Raw genomic sequence first — 17,346 nt, 5'->3', positions numbered from 1 at the left:
AAAATAGCAGGAAGGGAAAAATGCTTTAAAATCATGCCGTTGTGATGCGAAGCGTATTTGTGCTTCCAGCCACGCCGTAAGGAAGTCCTGCCAGAACGATAACGTGGTCCCCGCTGCGACAAAGCTTCATGGACAATGCCATGGCAGCCGTCGGAGCAGCCAGCTCCTCAATGCTCTGAGCAATGTGCTCTTTCTCTACGACCTGAGGGAAGACACCCCAAACAACACAGAGACGGCGAGCTACTTCCTGATGAGGTGTGACGGCCAGGATCGGGCAGTGAGGACGCTCACGAGCCATGCGCAGGGCGCCACCACCGCCTTGTGTCCGAACGCCAATGGTCCGGGCATTCAGCGCGGTGCTAACCTGCCAGGCGGCCTGAACAATCGCGTCCTGAACCGTTCCTTCCGGCTTCGGGCGAGAGCGGTCCATGCGCAGACGCCATTCGACGTCCTGCTCAACCCGAGACGCAATACGCGCCATGATGGAAACTGCTTCAATCGGATACTTGCCTGCAGCACTTTCAGCCGAAAGCATCACAGCATCGGCGCCATCATAGACGGCGTTGGACACGTCAGAGACTTCGGCGCGTGTTGGCGTCGGGCTTTCGATCATGCTTTCCAGCATCTGCGTCGCCACGATAACCGGACGGCACTGACGACGCGCTTCAGCAATGGCGCGCTTCTGCGCGACTGGTACTTCTTCCGGAGGCAGTTCAACACCAAGATCGCCACGCGCCACCATGATCGCGTCTGAAAGGCGCACGATCCGCTCCAGGTCATCCATTGCCTGTGGCTTTTCGAGCTTCGTTACAATTGCTGCGCGGCCCTTGGCAATATTGCGCGCTTCTTCGACGTCTTCAGGGCGCTGTACGAAAGAGAGCGCAATGAAATCCACACCAAGAGAAAGCGCGAAGTCAAAGTCCTTGCGATCTTTCTCGGTCAGAGCCGGAATAGGCAGCGTTACGTCAGGGACATTCACGCCCTTGCGTTCAGACAGCTTGCCGCCAATGACAACTTCCGTTTCCAGAGCGCCTTCAATGACGTTGACAACGCGCAGCTTGAGCTTGCCGTCATCGAGCAGGAGGTGGCTGCCTGGCTTGGCGGCAGAAATGATTTCTGGGTGTGGCAGGCAGACGCGGTCTATCGTGCCGGGTGTTCTGTCCAGATCCAAACGGAACGGCTTTCCTTCTTCGAGAATAACCGGACCATTTTCGAAAACACCTACGCGCAGTTTCGGTCCTTGAAGATCGGCAAGAATGGCGAGCGGCCGACCAACTTTCGCTTCTGCTGCCCGGATCGCCGCATGACGCTCGCCGTGGTCTTCATGGGCGCCGTGGGAGAAGTTGAGACGGAAGACATTTACCCCTGCTTCAGCCAGAGCAAAGATCATCTCAGGCGAGGACGATGCCGGGCCAAGAGTTGCGACGATCCGCGTACGGCGATGATGGGAGCTGGATGTCATGTGTTGGCGTCCTCGCAAGAAAAATCAGTTGGATTGAATCGTCTCTCCTGGGAGAAGTCCCCAGAACAGACGACGTGGCAGCCATCCCTCGTAGCCTTTGACGACGACGTGGCACCATTGAGAACTTTGTGGGCAGGCTTTGATGTTGCCCACTGTTCCGGGCTGGAGGACAGCAACCACGCTACTGTCTTCCTCCGGATGGCTCATGAGGAGAACATCACTTTTATGCGCGCGGGCTTCATCCTGCGTCTCGACGTGCCCCAGAACACGTGCATCGGCACGGCCGATGTGGTCTCCGTCCTTCGCAGAAGCCTCCCCCGTCTGAGCTTTCACGCCTTCAGGTGGCAAGCCCGGAATGACGAAAGTTCGGCTGCCATACAGCGTTGCCTGATGGACCCATCCCTTCTGGCCGTCGGAGTCTTCGACAAGTCGCCAAACATCGAATTCGCGCTCGATCTGAACAGGGAGACCACGGCGATGATAAACCCAGTCGATGGGATAGCGATCCCCCGGGCCTCGACGCATATAGACCTTGTCCGCACGCAGGGCTGCGTATCTGGGGAGAGGCAGCCCCGTGTTGCTCCCTTTATCGGTCGGTTCCGGGGGCGGAACATCTGGCGTTGCCGCTGCGGTTGCGGGCTGGCTCGCGGCCGCAGCGGCTGCTGCCGCTCCGGCTCCAGCCGCCGCTACAGGCGCGATATGCTTGCCCGAACCGTGATGCGATGCGTGATGAGTCGTCTTGACGGCCCCTGCACTGTCATTTTTGGCTTTTGCCGATTTCTTTTTCGCATGGGCCGTCTTGGCAGCGGCAGAGGCGTCGGCTTTAGCCGTGTGCTCATGCTTGTGATGGCGCGCTTCTGCAGGGTGAATGGCCAGCAAAGCTGTGCCAGTCGTGACAGCCAGAAGAAACTGACGGCAGCGCAGGGTTCGGGACAGAGGGGTGACAAGCGTTCTCATGACCGCATCCCTGCCAAGGGTGAAGGGTTTCGGCAAGTCACCAAATCACAAAACTTCCGAATTGTCCGTATGTGGAAACTCATAGTGCCGTGATCGGGCGGTCTCCCGCCTGCTCCAGAAAGGTTACGATACCCCGGACAGAAACGGTTTCGACAAGGGCGTCTGGTTCGAGGCCGGTGAGAGCCAGGCCTGTTTCACATGCCATCAGTGTTACGTCGAGTTCGATCAAGGCGTCCCGCAACTCACGGAAACCCGGGACACCACGAACGGCGAGTTCATCATCAGGAATAATGCCTGCGAGACCTGACCAGTCTTCCGCCAGCGCGTGAACACTTCTGCCGCCAGCAAAAATTGTAACTGCACGCCCCAGGGAGAGCATTCCAGCAGCGACGATAAAAGCATAGTGCGCGCGTTGCCAGGAATCGTCTGCCAGCGTCAAAAAAACAGGAGGTTTCACGCCGGTGTGCTTTCGTTGTCGGTATGGACTGGACAGGAGGGATCTCGGGCCAGAGCAAAACTCCGCATGGTTGCGCCTAGAGCATCCCAGATCATGAGGCGTGTTTCATTTCGCCCTTCAAGCTGCATAAGCTCCCGCATTACCTCAACAGCCATCAAACTCCCCATGACGCCTGTTGCAGCGCCGAGTACTCCAGATTGGCCACATGTCGGGGCCTTGGTCTGGGCGGCTTCGGGGAACAGGCAGCGATAGCAGGGGCCGCCAGTCTGAGGTCTGAAAACGGCCAATTGTCCAGAAAATCCCTGAACAGCGCCCGAAACAAGTGTCCGCCCATGTTTCACGCAGGCATCCGAAACAGCAAGGCGCGTCTCAAAATTGTCAGTGCCGTCGCAAATGAGATCGTAGTCCGGAACAATCTCATTCAGCGTCTCTGCTGTTGCGCGTATGCAGTACGCCGAGACGCTGGACAAGGGATTGAGCCCTGCAAGCCGTTCTGCGGCCGCTTCAGCTTTAGGGCGGCCAATGTCCTGTGTTGTGTAGAGAACCTGACGCTGAAGGTTGCTGAGCTCCAGATGATCGTGATCCATCAGGCCAATATGCCCGACACCAGAGGCGGCCAGCTGCTGCGCCAGAGGAGCGCCTAGCCCTCCTGCCCCAACAATCAGGACCGAGGCCTGCCTGACCCGAGCCTGCCCTGTGGCGCCTACCTGCGGAAGCAGAATATGACGGGAATATCGCTCAAGTTCGGCATCAGAAAAATCAAGGTTCATCAGTACAAGATAATTGCTGACTTTTCAGACGGAAAGACGTTAGATTCACGGATGTCCACCTTCCCCTGATTTTCAGGGCTTGTGCGGAGGCTTGAGCGTGAAAAATTCTTTCTGGAAAATATCATACAGAGCCCGGCAGGGACTGGGTGTTACAGCCGGTGCGGTGCTTGCTGCGTACGCTGTTTCTCCGTTTCTGGCGCTGTGGGATATTGACCGTGCCATGAAAGGCAACAATCCCGCCAGATTGATTCCTCATGTGGACTGGAGTTCCCTGACGCATTCTCTCAAGGAACAGTTCAGACCGCCCGTCCCTGCGTCGGATGATGATCTTCCGGATTTTGGAAGTTCATTTGCGGGCAATGCTATATCGAATGCCATCGATACAGAACTGTCTCCCACAACCCTCATGTCAACGGCGCATCAGCTGATGCCAGCAGGGTCTTCCAGTTATTCGTCGGGAGGGGGCTGGCCAGTGCTTGGTGGCCTGCATGCTCACTTTGTAAGCCTGAACAAATTCGAAGCACAAGTTGACCAGCCCGGACAGACGCCGTTCGTTCTGCACATGAAGTTCGAGCACTGGGGCTGGAAAATCACGCGATTTGAATTACCGCAGCCTGCCCCTCGGCCCTAAATAAGGGCTGTTCAGGCCGGAGGAAGATCTTCCTCAAGAACTGTGATGTGAATGGCGTATGAGACTTCGCCTTCATCTTCGTCACGATGAACCGTGCCGATAACCTCGCCTGAAACGGCGAGTTCAACACTCATTCCCTTACGTGCAGGCTTGACGACTGCGAGTTTCGGTGATCCCAGAAGACGCTGCAGCGTCGTTTGAAGGCGTGTCACTTCGGAAAGGGTCATATCGGCCATGAGTGGCACTCCTGTGTTTGGCAAGGTCTTGCCCTGTAGCTCATCGTTACTCTTAAAGAAACCCGTCTCCCCTACCCTGGACGGTTTTCGTGTTGTAGAAATCGGGCTCTTTCTATTTTGCCCTGTCCATTCGGTCCTGTCCGGATTGGTTTAGGGCAGTCCATCCTGACCCCGCGCAAAGGAGACAGAATGCGCCCCTTCCTCTTCCGTACACTCGGAGCTCTCGCCACAACGGCAGCTCTTTCCGGATGCGGTTATTTTGATTCCCGTAACGCTCACAAGGCCCAGTTCGAGATGGTCGGCATGACCGGCTATGATCTCCAGGCCTGCGCTGGTCTCCCGGGAAGCACCAAGAAGCTGAACGATACGACAGAGATCTGGCAGTATGATGGTACGCAGAGCACACCTACCATTTCTTCTGACTCGGGTCTGATTCCTGCACAGTCCATTATCAGCATTTACCAGTCTGCTTTTGGCGGCGGCGGCACAACTTGCCGTATGGTCCTTCGACTGGACCACGATCGTGTTTCCGAAGTGCATTATACGGGAAATGACGACGAATATATCGGCACTGACGGTATCTGTTCCATCATCACCCGTGGCTGTGCTCGCCAGAGAGAGTCGACGATGCATCGCGTAAATGCAGGTCCATTCGGTCCGGTGTCGGCCTTCCACCCACCGGCAACACCGGCACAGAGCACCTCGGCCACATACTCCGACCAGTCCGGAAAATATGTGCCGAAATTCACCGACGACAAGACACAGTCGGTTATTCAGCCAGCCAAGTAAGAACGAAAAAGCCGGGATTTATCCCGGCTTTTTTTATGGGCAGTTGATCAGATATTTCATTTTACGAACGGCTGGGCCCAGACCATCGAAAACCGCCTGGCTGATCAGGAAATGCCCGATATTCAGTTCGGCTAGTCCTGGAAGTTTGGACACAGGTGTTACATTATCATAGGTCAGACCGTGGCCTGCGTGAAGTTCCAGTCCGCAGGCTGTGACGATTCCGGCCGCATGCTGAAGGCGCTCAAGCTCTCCAGGTTTGTTGTGGGCGTAAGCCCCCGTATGGAGTTCCACGACTGCTGCGCCAAGTTCCGCTGAAGCCTCGATTTGGCGCTGATCCGGATCGATAAACAAAGAGACCCGGATACCTGCGTCTTTCAGGCGAGCAATCCGCGGAGCCAGTACTTCGCGATGTCCTGCCACGTCCAGGCCGCCTTCTGTCGTAACTTCTGTCCGCTTTTCCGGAACCAGACAGCATGCGTGGGGCTTCAAGAGGCAAGCAATCCGAACCATTTCCTGCGTTGCTGCCATCTCGAAATTCAACGGTGCTGCGAGTGCTTTGAGGCGCGGCATGTCGGCATCACGGATGTGTCGACGATCTTCCCGAAGATGCGCTGTAATCCCGTCTCCTCCCCATTTAAGGGCAAGCTTTGCGGCTTCTACCGGGTCTGGGTATGCATCGCCGCGGGCGTTTCGCAGGGTGGCAACATGATCGATATTAACACCAAGCCGAATCATCGGTTGTCTCCCTTTTTATGACGGGACATGGAATCTGCTAGTCTGAGTGCTGCGAGAAGGCTGGATGGATCAACCTGACTGTCTGAACGTCCTACCGGCCCCGCAATATCGAAGGCAGTGCCGTGATCTGGAGACGTCCTGATAATGGGCAAGCCAATGGTAACGTTCACGCCCTCAGCCATATCAAGCGTTTTCAGGGGAATAAGGGCCTGATCATGATACATACAGATCGCTGCGTCATAGCCCGGCCTCGCTGTTGCGCTGAACATTGTGTCTGGTGGGAACGGACCCATCACGGTCAGTCCTTGGGACTTCAATATGGCTATAGCTGGGCCGATGATGGTTTTTTCTTCCGTGCCCATCATGCCCTCTTCGCCAGCATGGGGGTTTAGGCCAGCGATCGCCAGGCGCGGCTGAGTGATACCAAAGTCACTCTGTAAAGCCTTGTGCGTGGCGAGCGTGACCGCAACAATCCGCTCGGTGGTCAGGCTCTCGATTGCCTGGCGCAGAGACACATGGATCGTCACAGGCACAACCCTAAGATGAGGGGATGCCAGCATCATGACTTCCTGCCCATCGCAATGGCAGAGCGCCGCCAGAAACTCCGTGTGCCCCGGAAAGGAAAAACCTGCTGAGGCCAGAATATGCTTGGCAATCGGGTTGGTCGTGAGGCCTGCCGCCTGCCCGCTCTGAACATATCGTACGGCCTGTTCAATGCTCGCAATGACTGCAGAGGCATTGCGTGAGTCCGGCTTTCCGGGGACGACAGGGCTTAGACATTTAACTGGCAAAACAGGCAGGGCATCGGAAAACACGTCGTGAGCATCTTCCGGCGCTTCAATCAGTTTGAAGGGTATCGCGTCGTTGAGGAGAGCAGGATCACCAAGCCAGAAGAAAGTTGGCCCCGTCTCTCGCAGGGCCGACCAGGCTAGGGCGGCCAACTCCGGCCCTATCCCAGCCGGATCACCGAGGGTCAGGGCAATCGGAGCTTTCATGTCAGCCTGCGTCTGCGAGGGAAGCAATGATGCGCGCCCAGGACCTGACACCTTTGTGGAAAGAGTCCAGGCCATATTGCTCATTGGGAGAGTGAATACGGTCATCAGATTGTGCGAAGCCAACCATGAGTGCATCCAGTCCTAACGCATCCCGTACTTCGCCAGCCACAGGGATAGACCCACCGCAGCCGATCGTAGCGGCAGGGATGCCCCATTCATCAGTCAATGCTTTCAGTGTGGGAGCAAGAAAGCGACTGTCACGGGAGACTTCAAAGCCGGGTGAGCCGCCATGTGCCGTAAATGTAACCTTGGCGTCTGCTGGCAGGGCAGCATTCACATGCGCGCGGAAGGCTTCGCGGATTTTGTCTGGGTCCTGCCCCGGTACAAGCCGGAAGGATACTTTTGCCATTGCTTTTGCGGGAAGGACTGTCTTGAAGCCCTCGCCTTCGTATCCGCCAGAAATACCATTAATTTCGCAACTCGGGCGGCACCAGGTCTGCTCAATGGCGGTATAGCCCTTTTCCCCAGCAGCGACGGATAGGCCAGCTTCTTCCAGCAAGGCCGCATCATCTGGAAACAGTGTTTTCCATTGTGCGCGTGTCTCTGGGGACGGATCCTGAATGCCGTCGTAGAACCCAGGAAGTGTTACACGTCCGTCAGCATCGCGAAGTGAAGCCAGAATCTGACACAACAGGGCAATAGGATTGGCTGCAGCGTTGCCGTAGATGCCTGAATGCAGGTCATGAGAGGCACACTCGATGATGATTTCCTCCGCCATCATGCCTCGAAGTGAGGTTGTAATACCGGGGGTCTGCCGGTCGGCCATTGACGTGTCGCATACCAGAGCGACATCAGCCTTCAACTCAGCAGCATTCTCCTGAAGGAATGGCAGGAGATTGCCGCCGCCACACTCTTCCTCACCCTCCAGCAGAACACTAACCTGTACCGGGATGGAGCCGTGAACAGTTTTCCACGCCCGGCAAGCCTCAAGGAAGGTCATGACCTGACCTTTATCATCGCTTGCCCCACGTGCCACGATGACCTTGCGTCCAGACGGTTCTTCCACAAGTCGTGGTTCGAAGGGAGGTGCTTTCCAGAGGTTTTCCGGGTCCGTCGGCTGGACATCATAATGGCCGTAGAACAGGACATGCGGCTTGCCTGCCTGAGTAGCATCATAAGCCACGACCATCGGGTGTCCGGGGGCGGCCCAGCGAACTTCGCGTATATCCGCTGTCAGACCCATGCTTGCCATATCAGCCTGAAGCCACTCCGCTGCTTTACGGCAATCTGCAGCATGTGAGGGCTGTGTGGAGATGCTTGGAATTCTCAGGAGGCTGAAAAGCCGCTCGACAGAGGCATCAAGCGTCGTGTCGATATGTGAGAGGACAGCATCCAGAGCGGAGGTGTGAGAAGTGGTCGTCATTAGGTCAAAGTTCCGAAAGCGGTAATGAAATTCCGACGCGCGGTGCGAGTGTCGCTGACGAAGGTACGTCATCGTGGTCTTCGTCATCAGAGAGAGGTGTGGTTGTCGGGGTATCAGATATTTTACGGGGTTGCAGCCTGATCGGAGCAGGTGCAATGGGCCCTGCAGGTTTGTTCTGCCGGATCATACGTGGTGGATGGGTTTGAGCCGGCAGAGTGTCCTGGCCGCTTGCCAATGCCAGAATGGCATTGAGCTGCTGGTCAAAACGGGTAACTTTCGACGTCTCGGAAACTGTGTGACGAGACTGGTTGCTGATCTCGTTCCAAAGTGCCTGATCCTGATACAGGCGTACGATTGCATCAGCAAACCTGTCAGGATCACAGAAACCGCCAGATACGCAATCTTTCCCATCTTCCCAATCTAACTGCGTTCTCGTTGTTTCTGTCAGTACAGCCGGTAAACCTGCTGCCGCAGCTTCAAGAATTTCCTTGGCAGGCGCGCTCATGACGCGTGATGGATCAATCAGAATACGGCGAGAACGGTATAGAGCGCTCATATTCACCAGAGATGGCAGCGGCTCGACGAGCGAGGCACGTGTGTAAGGTGTCAGATCAACATCATTCCCTATCTGCCCGGCGATAAGAACGGTTGCCTCTGGCGGAAGCCGTCCCTCAAGTTTTTGAATAACGTCGAGCATGAACCAGTTCAGGCCGTCATGTACTGCGTTTCCAGCATCCAGTACGGGTAAGGCAAACAGAATGCCGGAACGTTCACTGAAACCCGGCGTATTCGCATGAGAGCTGACTGGCAGTTGATCCAGCTGCCTGACATTGCCGTAACCAAGTTGACGGAGGCTCTCGGCTTCGGCCTCATGGCTGGCTACCAGAGCCTGACACATCCAGGCATCTGCAAGCTCCTGATCGAGGTCATCAAGCATCTGTTCATGATCATCAACTGCCCCTACCCGTTTGCGGAGATAGGTCTCTTCCGCGCCTGTTCCATCCAGGTCCAGAACGATGTTCAGCTCAGGCAGGATAGCAGCATGCGCGCGCAGAACTGCGGCGGTACGTCGAAGTGCGGTGCTGCCACTTACCCAGATCATGTCGAAAGATCCGCTGCGTTCGCGCAGGAAATCAGACAGCTCGGTAATATCGCTGTCGTTCATGATTTCAATGTCTGGCGGAAAATCCAGAGCAGTTGTTACAGTGTCCGTGACGTCTCCGTCGATTGGAAAGACCGTAACGTGGTGTCCCTTCTGGCTGAGCGCGAGAACAAGATCCTGCCGTCGTAGATGGGGAGACCCCAGCGAGCGATGCGGCAGTCTGTCACACAGAAAGAGAACTGTTGGTACGCCAGATGCAAAACGTGCCTTGAACAGTGAACTGCCCTGCATGGGGTGTCTGGAAAGAAGGGACGAGAAGCGCCGCCGCAACCAGTTCTGATTACGTGTCAGGAAATCGGCTGGAAGTGCGGTTGGTGGTCTGGTTCGATCAAGGATTGACGGGTCATAAACGATTTTCCCGCCGTGTTGACGCAAGGCCAGGCAGAGGGAAAGCAGTCGTGCTTCCGAGCCGATGCAATTCTGATCAATGCTGTCGCATTCTGCGAGTTTCTGCCGACGACAAAACAGTATTCCAGCCGAAATAGCGTCCACCTGACGGCAGAACCCAATGGTTGGTTCGTTTGCCTTGGCTCCGGCGCCAAACCGCAGCGTAGAGGCATCACGCCATACAACTGTTCCGGCTTCAAGTACGCGCCCGTCGAGACCAAGAGACTGTCCACCAACGGCCCAGATATCAGGTGCCTTAAAGGCCTGAAGGGCGGCTCTAATGGTCCCCGGAAAGGGCTGCGTTCCCGGTTCCATCAAAAGTACGATGGGAGCACGCGCTGCTTCTACGCCCAGATTGACCTGTTCGCTGCTGCTCGCGCGGAAAGAGGGACGCAGGACGCGTATCCCTTTGACAAAACGCTCGATCTGCGCCGTTTCATCTGTCGATCCGGCATCCACAATAATGACGTCGAGGGTGCCTGCTCCATTAGCATGCAGGGCTGCCAGACTGGAAAGCGTGTCCAGAAACTGATTAGCCACCGGAATGATGACACTGACTTCCGCCGGGCGAATAAGGCGGAAATCAAGGGGAGCTCTGACGATGGAGGGGATAAGGGTTTCGGCGCGTCGCAGGTCCAGATTCTGATACTGCTCTGCCGTGGCATCCGGGATGTCTTCTTCAACGCCAAGAGTGCTCCGTGATTGCACCCAGAGCGCAAAAATATCTCTAAAATGCCGTTCTCTGAGTTTTCTTTGAACTCCAGGGTGGTGAGCAAAAGCCTGGAGATCCACCCCCGTTTGTGGGACACGCATTTCCCGTGCACCAAACCGGATGAAATGCTCGTACCCGTTCCGGAAGCCACCGTCCGCTACGATCGCGGCGACATCTGGATACAACTGAGCATAGTGCGCTTCGCTGAACCATTGGTTCGGACTATACGCGACGGGGTTTGAGTTTGTCAGATAGTGATGAAGAGCATTGAGAAAGAGGCCCTGCTCTACTGCTTTTGCGACATCCGGATATGTAGCGAGATACCACTCCGGGTCGAAATACCAGGAACTCCGGCACAGACCTGCTTCAGATGACATCAGGAACTGTCGAAAGTCTCCCTTTCCGTAATCGTATGACAAGCCTCGGCTCAGGCTCGCCATCCGGAAGACAGAAGTTTCGAAAAAGGGATGTGCCTGTCTGTGCTCGTGTTCGCCGTCGGTCAGGTAATGATCATACCCGTTGCTGAACCCCTGAGAGATCAGGACAGGCAAACTGACGTCTGGATTGCGGCTGAAGTAGTCCGTTTCTGAAAACAGCCAGTGCGGCGAGCGGCTGCGAAAGCCACTTTCACAATAGTGCAGAAAGCCACAGCTGAAGACGCCGTAACTGATCCCGTCTCGAACGTCCGGATTTTGACGAAGATACCATTCCTCATCAAAGAACCGGTTTGGTGAAAGGCCTTTGCTGGCGCCTTTTTCAAGCCAGTGAGTTTCCATCGCCTCATTGCTGAGGTTCAGCGGCAGACCGTCATCGCTCAGAAGCTTTTCTTCGCGCAGAACGTGAGCATAGCGTGTCCGGTACCACTCCGCATCAAAGCGTCCCCACACGGGGGGACGGCTACCGGAAAAAGCCGGGGAAGCTAGGATGTAGTCTTTCAGGCTCATGCGGACCGTTTCCTCTGCGCGAAACTCTTACTTCAGTGCCAGCAGTATTTCAGTTCTGTTGAGTGCGGCGGCTTTGCCAGAGATCATGGAAGTTGATCGGTTGGATATTGCCGACAGGGAACCCCGCTTCCCGGATCGTATTAAGCAGGATCATTCTTGCAGACGGGAACAGATACCCAGGAGCATTGACCAGCAGCAGAGGTTCGACATCTGCCTGTGTGACCAGACCGGAAAGCGCGAAGAGACCCGCATAAGCGATCTGAAGTTCATACAGGGTACGCGCGTTGTGGGTGGCGGACTGCGGGGCGTCCAGACCCTGAGCACGGATCACCAGCGTGACTTCGAAATTCGGGTGTCCTCCCGGAAGCTGCCGGGCTGTTACGTCGACTGTCATTCCAATGTGCGGTTCACCTGAGATATCGCGATAGATGTCAGGCGTATTTTGTACGTCGATAGACAGTGTGCGAAGGTATTGAGAGCCAAGGACGAGTGTAGGGGCAGCAGCCGGGCTTGCAGAAACGCCCGAAGCGCCCTGAAGTGTGTCTGCGTGATCGTGATCGTTCATCCTGACCTTACCTTGTAAGCTATGCACGGTGTCCTGCGTAGTCGTCTGAAAGCGCAGCAACATGTCTGAAACAGTCTTGTGTCATGAGGGCGGCATTTTGGCTACCCGGCAACACTTTCTGCTGATCTCAAATGAACCTGCCACGTAGCATTCCCAAAGCTGGCAACGGCGCCCATCGTTTAGGTAATTCGGCCCGGCGTATACGCTCGATGTGATAGATGGGCGGTGGTTGTTGTTCACTGATAAGAAATCGCGAGTAAGTCCTGACCTGAGCCATGCGCCACTGACAGTCTGCCTCAGCGGCCTTTTGGGATAGATGAATATCTGCGACGACTTTGCGCTTTCCCTGTGAAGCAATGACAGCCCAGAGAAGATCAGCTTTTGGAAGTGTCGGTCGGAGGGGGATGACTTCGGACACAGCTCTCCCTTTCAGTGAGGCGCTGAGAATGTTATCGCCTTAAAGGAACGTCAGCATCGGTGCTTGGTTATGTTCCAGACGCAAGCACATCATGAGTGCTGACAGGAAATCAATCCTCCCGTGGTGCGGTTCGTGCCTCACGGGCAGCACGAATAGGACATTCCTATGCTGAGACTTCTTTTTATTGTCATCTTTCTGGCCGTACTGATCGTATTCGCCCTGAGCAACACGGACCTTGAGCCGATTTGGCTGATTTCTTTTGGCTGGCATCTGTCTGTGGGTACGCTCGCGCTGGGCATCGGTGTCGTGGGACTGATCTTCGGGTTTCTCACAGGCTGGGTGGGTGAATTTCGTCAACGCTCCAGGGCTCGTCGTTCCGAGGCACATGTCCGTACATTGGAAAGTCAGTTGGTGGAGCTTCATCAGCGCCTTGATCGTCTGCAGACGCCTCCCGTTGCGGCTGCCCCCACAACAGTCCCCTCACCTGAAAACCGGATCTGACTTCACCCATGACCAAGCGCACCCGGCTGATTGCCGCTTTTGATACAAACAGTCGAACGCAGGCAGAAGAGTGGTCTTCAAGTCTTGGGCATGCTGTTGATGCCATTAAGCTTGGCCTCGAATTCACGTATGCCTGTGGTCTGGAGGCTGTGAAGTCTGTGTCTGCCGGGCATGAGTTGTTTCTGGACCTCAAACTGCATGATATTCCCAATACTGTAGCTTCGGGACTGTCTGCATTGGCGCCATTGCGCCCTGCCCTGACGACAATTCATGCCTGTGGTGGCACCGAGATGATCTCACGGTCCCGCGAAGCCTTGGAGCAGGCTTTTCCGAATGACGAAAAGCGCCCCAAACTGCTAGCCGTAACTGTTCTGACGAGCATGGATGAAGCCGGGCTTAGAGAAACCGGTGTTGAGGCTACGCCACGGGAACAGGTTCTGCGTCTTGGCAAACTGGCCATTCGTGCTGGTGCGGATGGCCTTGTATGCTCGGCACATGAAATTACCCTTCTGCGGGATGCATTGGGTGACGATCCCGTTCTGGTTGTTCCGGGTATCCGGCCCGAGGGCAGCGCATCAAATGATCAGAAGCGCATCATGACGCCTACTCAGGCAGCAAAAGCAGGAGCGGACTGGATTGTTGTGGGCCGCCCGATTACGCGTTCGCCCAATCCCGCAAAAGCTGCGGCAGCTATTATGGCTGAGCTTGCGAGCGTATGACGAAAGTTAAAATCTGCGGTGTGCGAGATGTGGCGACTATGCAGCTTTGTGCCAGTTTAGGAGTAGATTGGGTTGGCTTCGTCTTTCATCCGGCATCACCGCGATATGTTTTGCCGGAACACGCACGCCGGTTGCATGAGAGTGTGTCAGGGGGCCTTACGCCCTCTCGTGTTGGGTTGTTCGTCAAAGCCGATGACAAAACAATTGAGCACACTCTGCAGACAGTGCCGCTCAATGTTTTGCAGATTTACGATTCAGTTGAACGCGCAAAAGAAATCAGAAGTCGATTTGGACTTCCTGTCTGGTTAGCACGCGGGGTGAAGTCTGCTTCGGATCTTCCAGTTCACGCCGAGGTCGACGGATATGTCATTGAAGCCCCCCGGCAGGATGGAGACGATCGTCCGGGCGGGCTTGGACGAACATTTGACTGGGCCTTGACCCAGGAATGGAAGGCTCCAGCCTTCTGGATGCTGGCAGGTGGTCTGACGCCTTCCAATGTTCAAAACGCTATTAACGCCAGTTCAGCGCCCGCTGTGGATGTGTCTTCCGGTGTTGAAAGCCGCGTGGGTGAAAAATCTCACAAATTAATTGAACAATTCGTCGAAAAAGCCCGCATAAGGGGTTGATCTTCAAACAGACCTTTCGTAAACACCACCTCGCTCGACAGGAGAGATGGCCGAGCGGCTTAAGGCGCACGCTTGGAAAGCGTGTGTACGTTAATAGCGTACCGTGGGTTCGAATCCCACTCTCTCCGCCAGAAGATATATTCCATGACATTCCATAATGCGGATCCGGTCTTGAATTCGGCGGATTTCCGACGATTTTAACGATCCAGAGCGTACTGTGGCAATCCTTGAAGCGCATGCAATGCGGGGGTAGTTATGGGGGTATCAGACTGGTCCTGGGGGTATCGATGCTGACAGATGTCCAGCTTCGGCGCATTGCCCCGAAAGACAAGGCTTACAAGCTTGCAGACGCAGGTGGTCTTTTTATTCTGGTCCAGCCGAACGGATCGCGCCTCTGGCGTATGAAGTATCGCTTCGCTGGCAAGGAAAAGCTCCTTGCATTTGGCACTTATCCCGAAGTGACGCTCGCAAAAGCCAGAGACGCCCGGGATCAGGCGCGTGGCGAGCTCCGTGCCGGTCGGGATCCTTCACTGACCCGCAAACAGCGTCAGGCAGAAGCCCGCCAGACAGATCGCCAACTCAGAAACGTTGGAGAAATCTGGATTGCTTCCCAGGCTTCGCGCTGGACTCCGCGCCACCGGAAAGACGTCGAAACGAGTCTGGAGCGGTTCGTCTGGCCTGATCTGGGCTCTCTCAATCTTGACGATATCACTCCGCCAATGGTGCTCGCGACCATCAGAAAGATTGAAGCCGGAAGAGCCAGGGAAACGGCACGCCGGATACGCCAGATTTCCTGTTCGGCATCGCTCATGGTCTGGGCACGCAGGATCCTGCAGCGATCGTCAAGGGGGCACTCGTCCCGCTGAAAAAAGGTCGCCAGCCCGCCATCACCGATCTGGGGGAACTGCGCGATCTGTTCCGTCAGGTTGAAGCCATTCCGGCTCACCCCGTGACGTTACTGGCGCTCCGCTTTCTGGCCCTGACCTCTGTCCGTCCCGGCGAGGTCCATGCCATGGGATGGCACGAACTTTCAGAGGATCGGTCCGTCTGGCTGATTCCGGCAGAGCGCATGAAGATGCGTCGGGAACATGAAGTCCCCCTTTCCCGACAGGCGCGGGAGATTCTCGAGGCAGTTTTCCTGCTGACAGGCAAAGGGCCGCTCGTTTTCCCAAACAGCCGATGGGCGCATCGCCCGATGAGTGAGAACGCGCTCAGTTATCTTCTTCAGCGGGCAGGATATTCCGAGCGCCAGGTTCCGCACGGCTTTCGGGCGTCATTCTCGTCCATCATGAATGAACGCTACCCGTCCGACAGGGCTATCATCGACCTCATGCTGGCGCATCAGAACAAGGATCGGGTGGAAGCAGCCTATAATCGTGCTCTTCATCGTGAACGACGAAAAGAACTTGCTCAGATCTGGGCCGACCTTCTTATGGAAAACGCTTCACCCCCAGCCGATTTGCTCGGTCACCAAAAGCGATAGACAGCCACCCCCACTGTTCAGTGGAAAGCAATACCAGATCTGGGAGCTTGATGAGATCGGCCCTTCAGAGGAGCATAATGTCTTTTAAGGGGGGGCAGAAGGTCCGGTAACAGATAGCCAGAGAGAAATAGAAGATGCCCTTTACGGTCGAACTCTCCTTGACAGGGGCATTTCCGCCTTCCCCAATCAAGGGGTGATGCCTTATCGTTGTGATGAGCCGAATACGCTGCAGCAGCAAGCCATCTGTCTGGTACTTCAAAAGGCAGAAGACCGTATCGCTCGTGATGGAAAGACCATTGACTTCAAAGTGAAGGATATTACCTGACCATGGTTGCTCCAGGCGAAAACGGGATTGTGCGATACGCTCAGCTGATCCGCACCCGGAAGTATGTTGCGGTGATTTCCATGGACAATCGCGGGGGCAGTTACTTCTCTGTCACCGGGTGGTCCACGTTCATTGATCGCAAAGAGGCTACGCCCGAGTGGATTGGGGAAAATCTGAAGAAGGCCCTTCAGACCAGTCGGGACCTTCTCACGGAATGGGGTAACTCCCCTTTAAGAGCTGAAAGAAGTGTTGTTGAAAGCAAAAAGTCCGGTCCGCTCTTTATGGAGTTCTGGGGGCGTGTTCAGGAGACATACGGCTTCAAGGACTGGCGGGATGCCCGGAAAAAATCAGCTCTGGTTTTTACGAAATGGCATTGCGAGCAGACGGATCAGGTGCGTCTGGCGGCATCCAAGGGGCGTGGTACGGGCCACTCCGCCTGGTATTCGAACGAAAATGCCGGGAAGGTCTTTCATGCCTCGATCAATGCCAGCGATCAGGAGTTCGGTGAGATCGCCATACAGGCTCTCAATGTCTGCCAGCCAAACTATCTGTGAACGGCCGCTTTTGGGAATTCCAATTGGTGCGGTCTACGTCTGACATGTAGGCGATAGCTGCCGCTGCATTTCTGTGCCAAACTCGAAACACATGCCTCTCCTTCGCTTCGCCGTCGAATTCGCTGCCCTCTATCTCGGTGGCCCCCTTATCATCCTAGGATCAGGGCCCATTGATTTGATTGTGAAAAACTGATTCAGGCTCTGTRAGGAGACTGGAGATGAGCGATCTGTTTTGGCTGACGGACGAACAAATGAAGCGTCTACGGCCCTTTTTCCCAAAGAGCCATGGTAGAGCCCGCGTTGATGACCGCCGCGTGCTGAGCGGCATCATCTTTGTGAACAGAAATGGCCTGCGCTGGCGCGACGCGCCCCGGGAATACGGTCCACACAAGACGCTCTATAATCGCTGGAAGCGTTGGGGTGACATGGGCATTTTCATGCGGATGATGGATGGTCTGGCTGCCCAAAAGGCCGAGCCCCGGACCATCATGATTG

Annotated in this window: 19 protein-coding genes and 1 tRNA gene; 10 read left to right on the top strand and 10 right to left on the bottom strand. The window is 55.6% G+C overall.

Translation table 11 applies throughout. The features are described 5' to 3' along the window. Positions 1–31: 31 nt before the first annotated feature. The 4 genes from pyk to KP705_RS11670 all read right to left on the bottom strand — a co-directional run bounded on the left by pyk (position 32) and on the right by KP705_RS11670 (position 3,646). The gene (gene pyk / locus KP705_RS11685) at positions 32–1,462 is read right to left on the bottom strand and encodes a pyruvate kinase (RefSeq protein ID WP_046901691.1); all 1,431 of its coding nucleotides are present in this window, start codon (positions 1,460–1,462) and stop codon (positions 32–34) included. Between the two features lie 24 nt (positions 1,463–1,486). Further along, positions 1,487–2,419: an SH3 domain-containing protein gene (locus tag KP705_RS11680; RefSeq protein WP_200898356.1), complete on the bottom strand. Its 933-nt coding sequence runs from the start codon at positions 2,417–2,419 to the stop codon at positions 1,487–1,489. Between the two features lie 79 nt (positions 2,420–2,498). Next, a complete protein-coding gene (locus tag KP705_RS11675) occupies positions 2,499–2,876 on the bottom strand; it encodes a DsrE family protein (protein WP_046901693.1) in 378 nt (125 codons plus the stop codon). Beyond that, positions 2,873–3,646 carry a HesA/MoeB/ThiF family protein gene (locus KP705_RS11670; protein ID WP_046901694.1) on the bottom strand — a complete coding sequence of 258 codons (774 nt, stop codon included), beginning with the start codon at positions 3,644–3,646 and terminating at the stop codon, positions 2,873–2,875. The genes KP705_RS11675 and KP705_RS11670 overlap by 4 nt, the downstream gene beginning before the upstream one ends. 97 nt (positions 3,647–3,743) lie before the next feature. Here KP705_RS11670 and KP705_RS11665 point away from each other — a divergent pair, with 97 nt between their 5' ends. Continuing rightward, positions 3,744–4,277, top strand: coding sequence for a DUF2939 domain-containing protein (locus KP705_RS11665; RefSeq protein ID WP_203549005.1), 534 nt, complete (start codon positions 3,744–3,746; stop codon positions 4,275–4,277). An 11-nt stretch (positions 4,278–4,288) separates the two neighbouring features. On the opposite strand, the gene KP705_RS11660 is transcribed toward KP705_RS11665, so the two are convergent. Beyond that, on the bottom strand, positions 4,289–4,513 hold the full coding sequence (locus KP705_RS11660) for a DUF3126 family protein (protein ID WP_046901696.1): 225 nt from the start codon (positions 4,511–4,513) through the stop codon (positions 4,289–4,291). Between the two features lie 189 nt (positions 4,514–4,702). Between KP705_RS11660 and KP705_RS11655 the strand changes: the two genes are divergently transcribed. Next, positions 4,703–5,302: a hypothetical protein gene (locus KP705_RS11655; RefSeq protein WP_046901697.1), complete on the top strand. Its 600-nt coding sequence runs from the start codon at positions 4,703–4,705 to the stop codon at positions 5,300–5,302. A 33-nt stretch (positions 5,303–5,335) separates the two neighbouring features. Here the strand turns inward: KP705_RS11655 and KP705_RS11650 are convergent, their stop codons facing one another. The 5 genes from KP705_RS11650 to KP705_RS11630 are packed head-to-tail and all read right to left on the bottom strand — an operon-like array spanning position 5,336 to position 12,225. Further along, positions 5,336–6,037, bottom strand: coding sequence for a pyridoxine 5'-phosphate synthase (locus KP705_RS11650; RefSeq protein WP_211514261.1), 702 nt, complete (start codon positions 6,035–6,037; stop codon positions 5,336–5,338). Then, a complete protein-coding gene (gene pdxA / locus KP705_RS11645) occupies positions 6,034–7,032 on the bottom strand; it encodes a 4-hydroxythreonine-4-phosphate dehydrogenase PdxA (RefSeq protein ID WP_046901699.1) in 999 nt (332 codons plus the stop codon). Before pdxA ends, KP705_RS11650 begins: the two co-directional genes overlap by 4 nt. A gap of 1 nt (position 7,033) precedes the next feature. Next, entirely contained in the window at positions 7,034–8,455 is a 1,422-nt protein-coding gene (locus tag KP705_RS11640) for a M20/M25/M40 family metallo-hydrolase (RefSeq protein ID WP_215764485.1), read from the bottom strand. Between the two features lie 4 nt (positions 8,456–8,459). Next, positions 8,460–11,660, bottom strand: coding sequence for a glycosyltransferase (locus KP705_RS11635; RefSeq protein ID WP_215764484.1), 3,201 nt, complete (start codon positions 11,658–11,660; stop codon positions 8,460–8,462). Positions 11,661–11,709: 49 nt separating this feature from the next. Further along, a complete protein-coding gene (locus KP705_RS11630) occupies positions 11,710–12,225 on the bottom strand; it encodes a protein-export chaperone SecB (RefSeq protein WP_046901702.1) in 516 nt (171 codons plus the stop codon). Between the two features lie 583 nt (positions 12,226–12,808). Between KP705_RS11630 and KP705_RS11625 the strand changes: the two genes are divergently transcribed. The 8 genes from KP705_RS11625 to KP705_RS11595 form a co-directional block, all read left to right on the top strand. After that, entirely contained in the window at positions 12,809–13,144 is a 336-nt protein-coding gene (locus KP705_RS11625) for a lipopolysaccharide assembly protein LapA domain-containing protein (RefSeq protein ID WP_046901703.1), read from the top strand. 8 nt (positions 13,145–13,152) lie between these two features. Beyond that, positions 13,153–13,863 (top strand): orotidine-5'-phosphate decarboxylase, encoded by a 711-nt coding sequence (pyrF, locus tag KP705_RS11620; RefSeq protein WP_215764483.1) that lies wholly within the window; start codon positions 13,153–13,155, stop codon positions 13,861–13,863. Further along, a complete protein-coding gene (locus KP705_RS11615; protein ID WP_215764482.1) occupies positions 13,860–14,489 on the top strand; it encodes a phosphoribosylanthranilate isomerase in 630 nt (209 codons plus the stop codon). The genes pyrF and KP705_RS11615 overlap by 4 nt, the downstream gene beginning before the upstream one ends. A gap of 40 nt (positions 14,490–14,529) precedes the next feature. Continuing rightward, positions 14,530–14,620, top strand: a tRNA-Ser gene (locus KP705_RS11610). A gap of 156 nt (positions 14,621–14,776) precedes the next feature. After that, complete coding sequence (locus tag KP705_RS21135; protein WP_308267461.1) at positions 14,777–15,355, top strand: Arm DNA-binding domain-containing protein; 579 nt, start codon at positions 14,777–14,779, stop codon at positions 15,353–15,355. Between the two features lie 83 nt (positions 15,356–15,438). Next, entirely contained in the window at positions 15,439–15,972 is a 534-nt protein-coding gene (locus KP705_RS21130) for a site-specific integrase (RefSeq protein ID WP_308267459.1), read from the top strand. Between the two features lie 327 nt (positions 15,973–16,299). Then, positions 16,300–16,851 (top strand): hypothetical protein, encoded by a 552-nt coding sequence (locus KP705_RS11600; protein WP_215764481.1) that lies wholly within the window; start codon positions 16,300–16,302, stop codon positions 16,849–16,851. A gap of 218 nt (positions 16,852–17,069) precedes the next feature. After that, on the top strand, positions 17,070–17,346 hold a 277-nt coding region (locus KP705_RS11595), incomplete at its 3' end, for a transposase (RefSeq protein WP_215764480.1).

It is taken from the genome of Gluconobacter sp. P1D12_c, assembly GCF_018812105.1.
Classification (GTDB): domain Bacteria; phylum Pseudomonadota; class Alphaproteobacteria; order Acetobacterales; family Acetobacteraceae; genus Gluconobacter; species Gluconobacter oxydans_A.
This window is presented reverse-complemented; position numbering and strand designations above follow the sequence as displayed.

Coding starts and splice junctions, on each gene's coding strand:
- pyk (WP_046901691.1), bottom strand. CDS start 1,462: ATGACATCCAGCTCCCATCATCGCCGTACGCGGATCGTCGCAACTCTT.
- KP705_RS11680 (WP_200898356.1), bottom strand. CDS start 2,419: ATGAGAACGCTTGTCACCCCTCTGTCCCGAACCCTGCGCTGCCGTCAG.
- KP705_RS11670 (WP_046901694.1), bottom strand. CDS start 3,646: ATGAACCTTGATTTTTCTGATGCCGAACTTGAGCGATATTCCCGTCAT.
- KP705_RS11660 (WP_046901696.1), bottom strand. CDS start 4,513: ATGGCCGATATGACCCTTTCCGAAGTGACACGCCTTCAAACGACGCTG.
- KP705_RS11655 (WP_046901697.1), top strand. CDS start 4,703: ATGCGCCCCTTCCTCTTCCGTACACTCGGAGCTCTCGCCACAACGGCA.
- KP705_RS11650 (WP_211514261.1), bottom strand. CDS start 6,037: ATGATTCGGCTTGGTGTTAATATCGATCATGTTGCCACCCTGCGAAAC.
- pdxA (WP_046901699.1), bottom strand. CDS start 7,032: ATGAAAGCTCCGATTGCCCTGACCCTCGGTGATCCGGCTGGGATAGGG.
- KP705_RS11640 (WP_215764485.1), bottom strand. CDS start 8,455: ATGACGACCACTTCTCACACCTCCGCTCTGGATGCTGTCCTCTCACAT.
- KP705_RS11635 (WP_215764484.1), bottom strand. CDS start 11,660: ATGAGCCTGAAAGACTACATCCTAGCTTCCCCGGCTTTTTCCGGTAGC.
- KP705_RS11630 (WP_046901702.1), bottom strand. CDS start 12,225: ATGAACGATCACGATCACGCAGACACACTTCAGGGCGCTTCGGGCGTT.
- KP705_RS11625 (WP_046901703.1), top strand. CDS start 12,809: ATGCTGAGACTTCTTTTTATTGTCATCTTTCTGGCCGTACTGATCGTA.
- pyrF (WP_215764483.1), top strand. CDS start 13,153: ATGACCAAGCGCACCCGGCTGATTGCCGCTTTTGATACAAACAGTCGA.
- KP705_RS11615 (WP_215764482.1), top strand. CDS start 13,860: ATGACGAAAGTTAAAATCTGCGGTGTGCGAGATGTGGCGACTATGCAG.
- KP705_RS21135 (WP_308267461.1), top strand. CDS start 14,777: ATGCTGACAGATGTCCAGCTTCGGCGCATTGCCCCGAAAGACAAGGCT.
- KP705_RS11600 (WP_215764481.1), top strand. CDS start 16,300: ATGGTTGCTCCAGGCGAAAACGGGATTGTGCGATACGCTCAGCTGATC.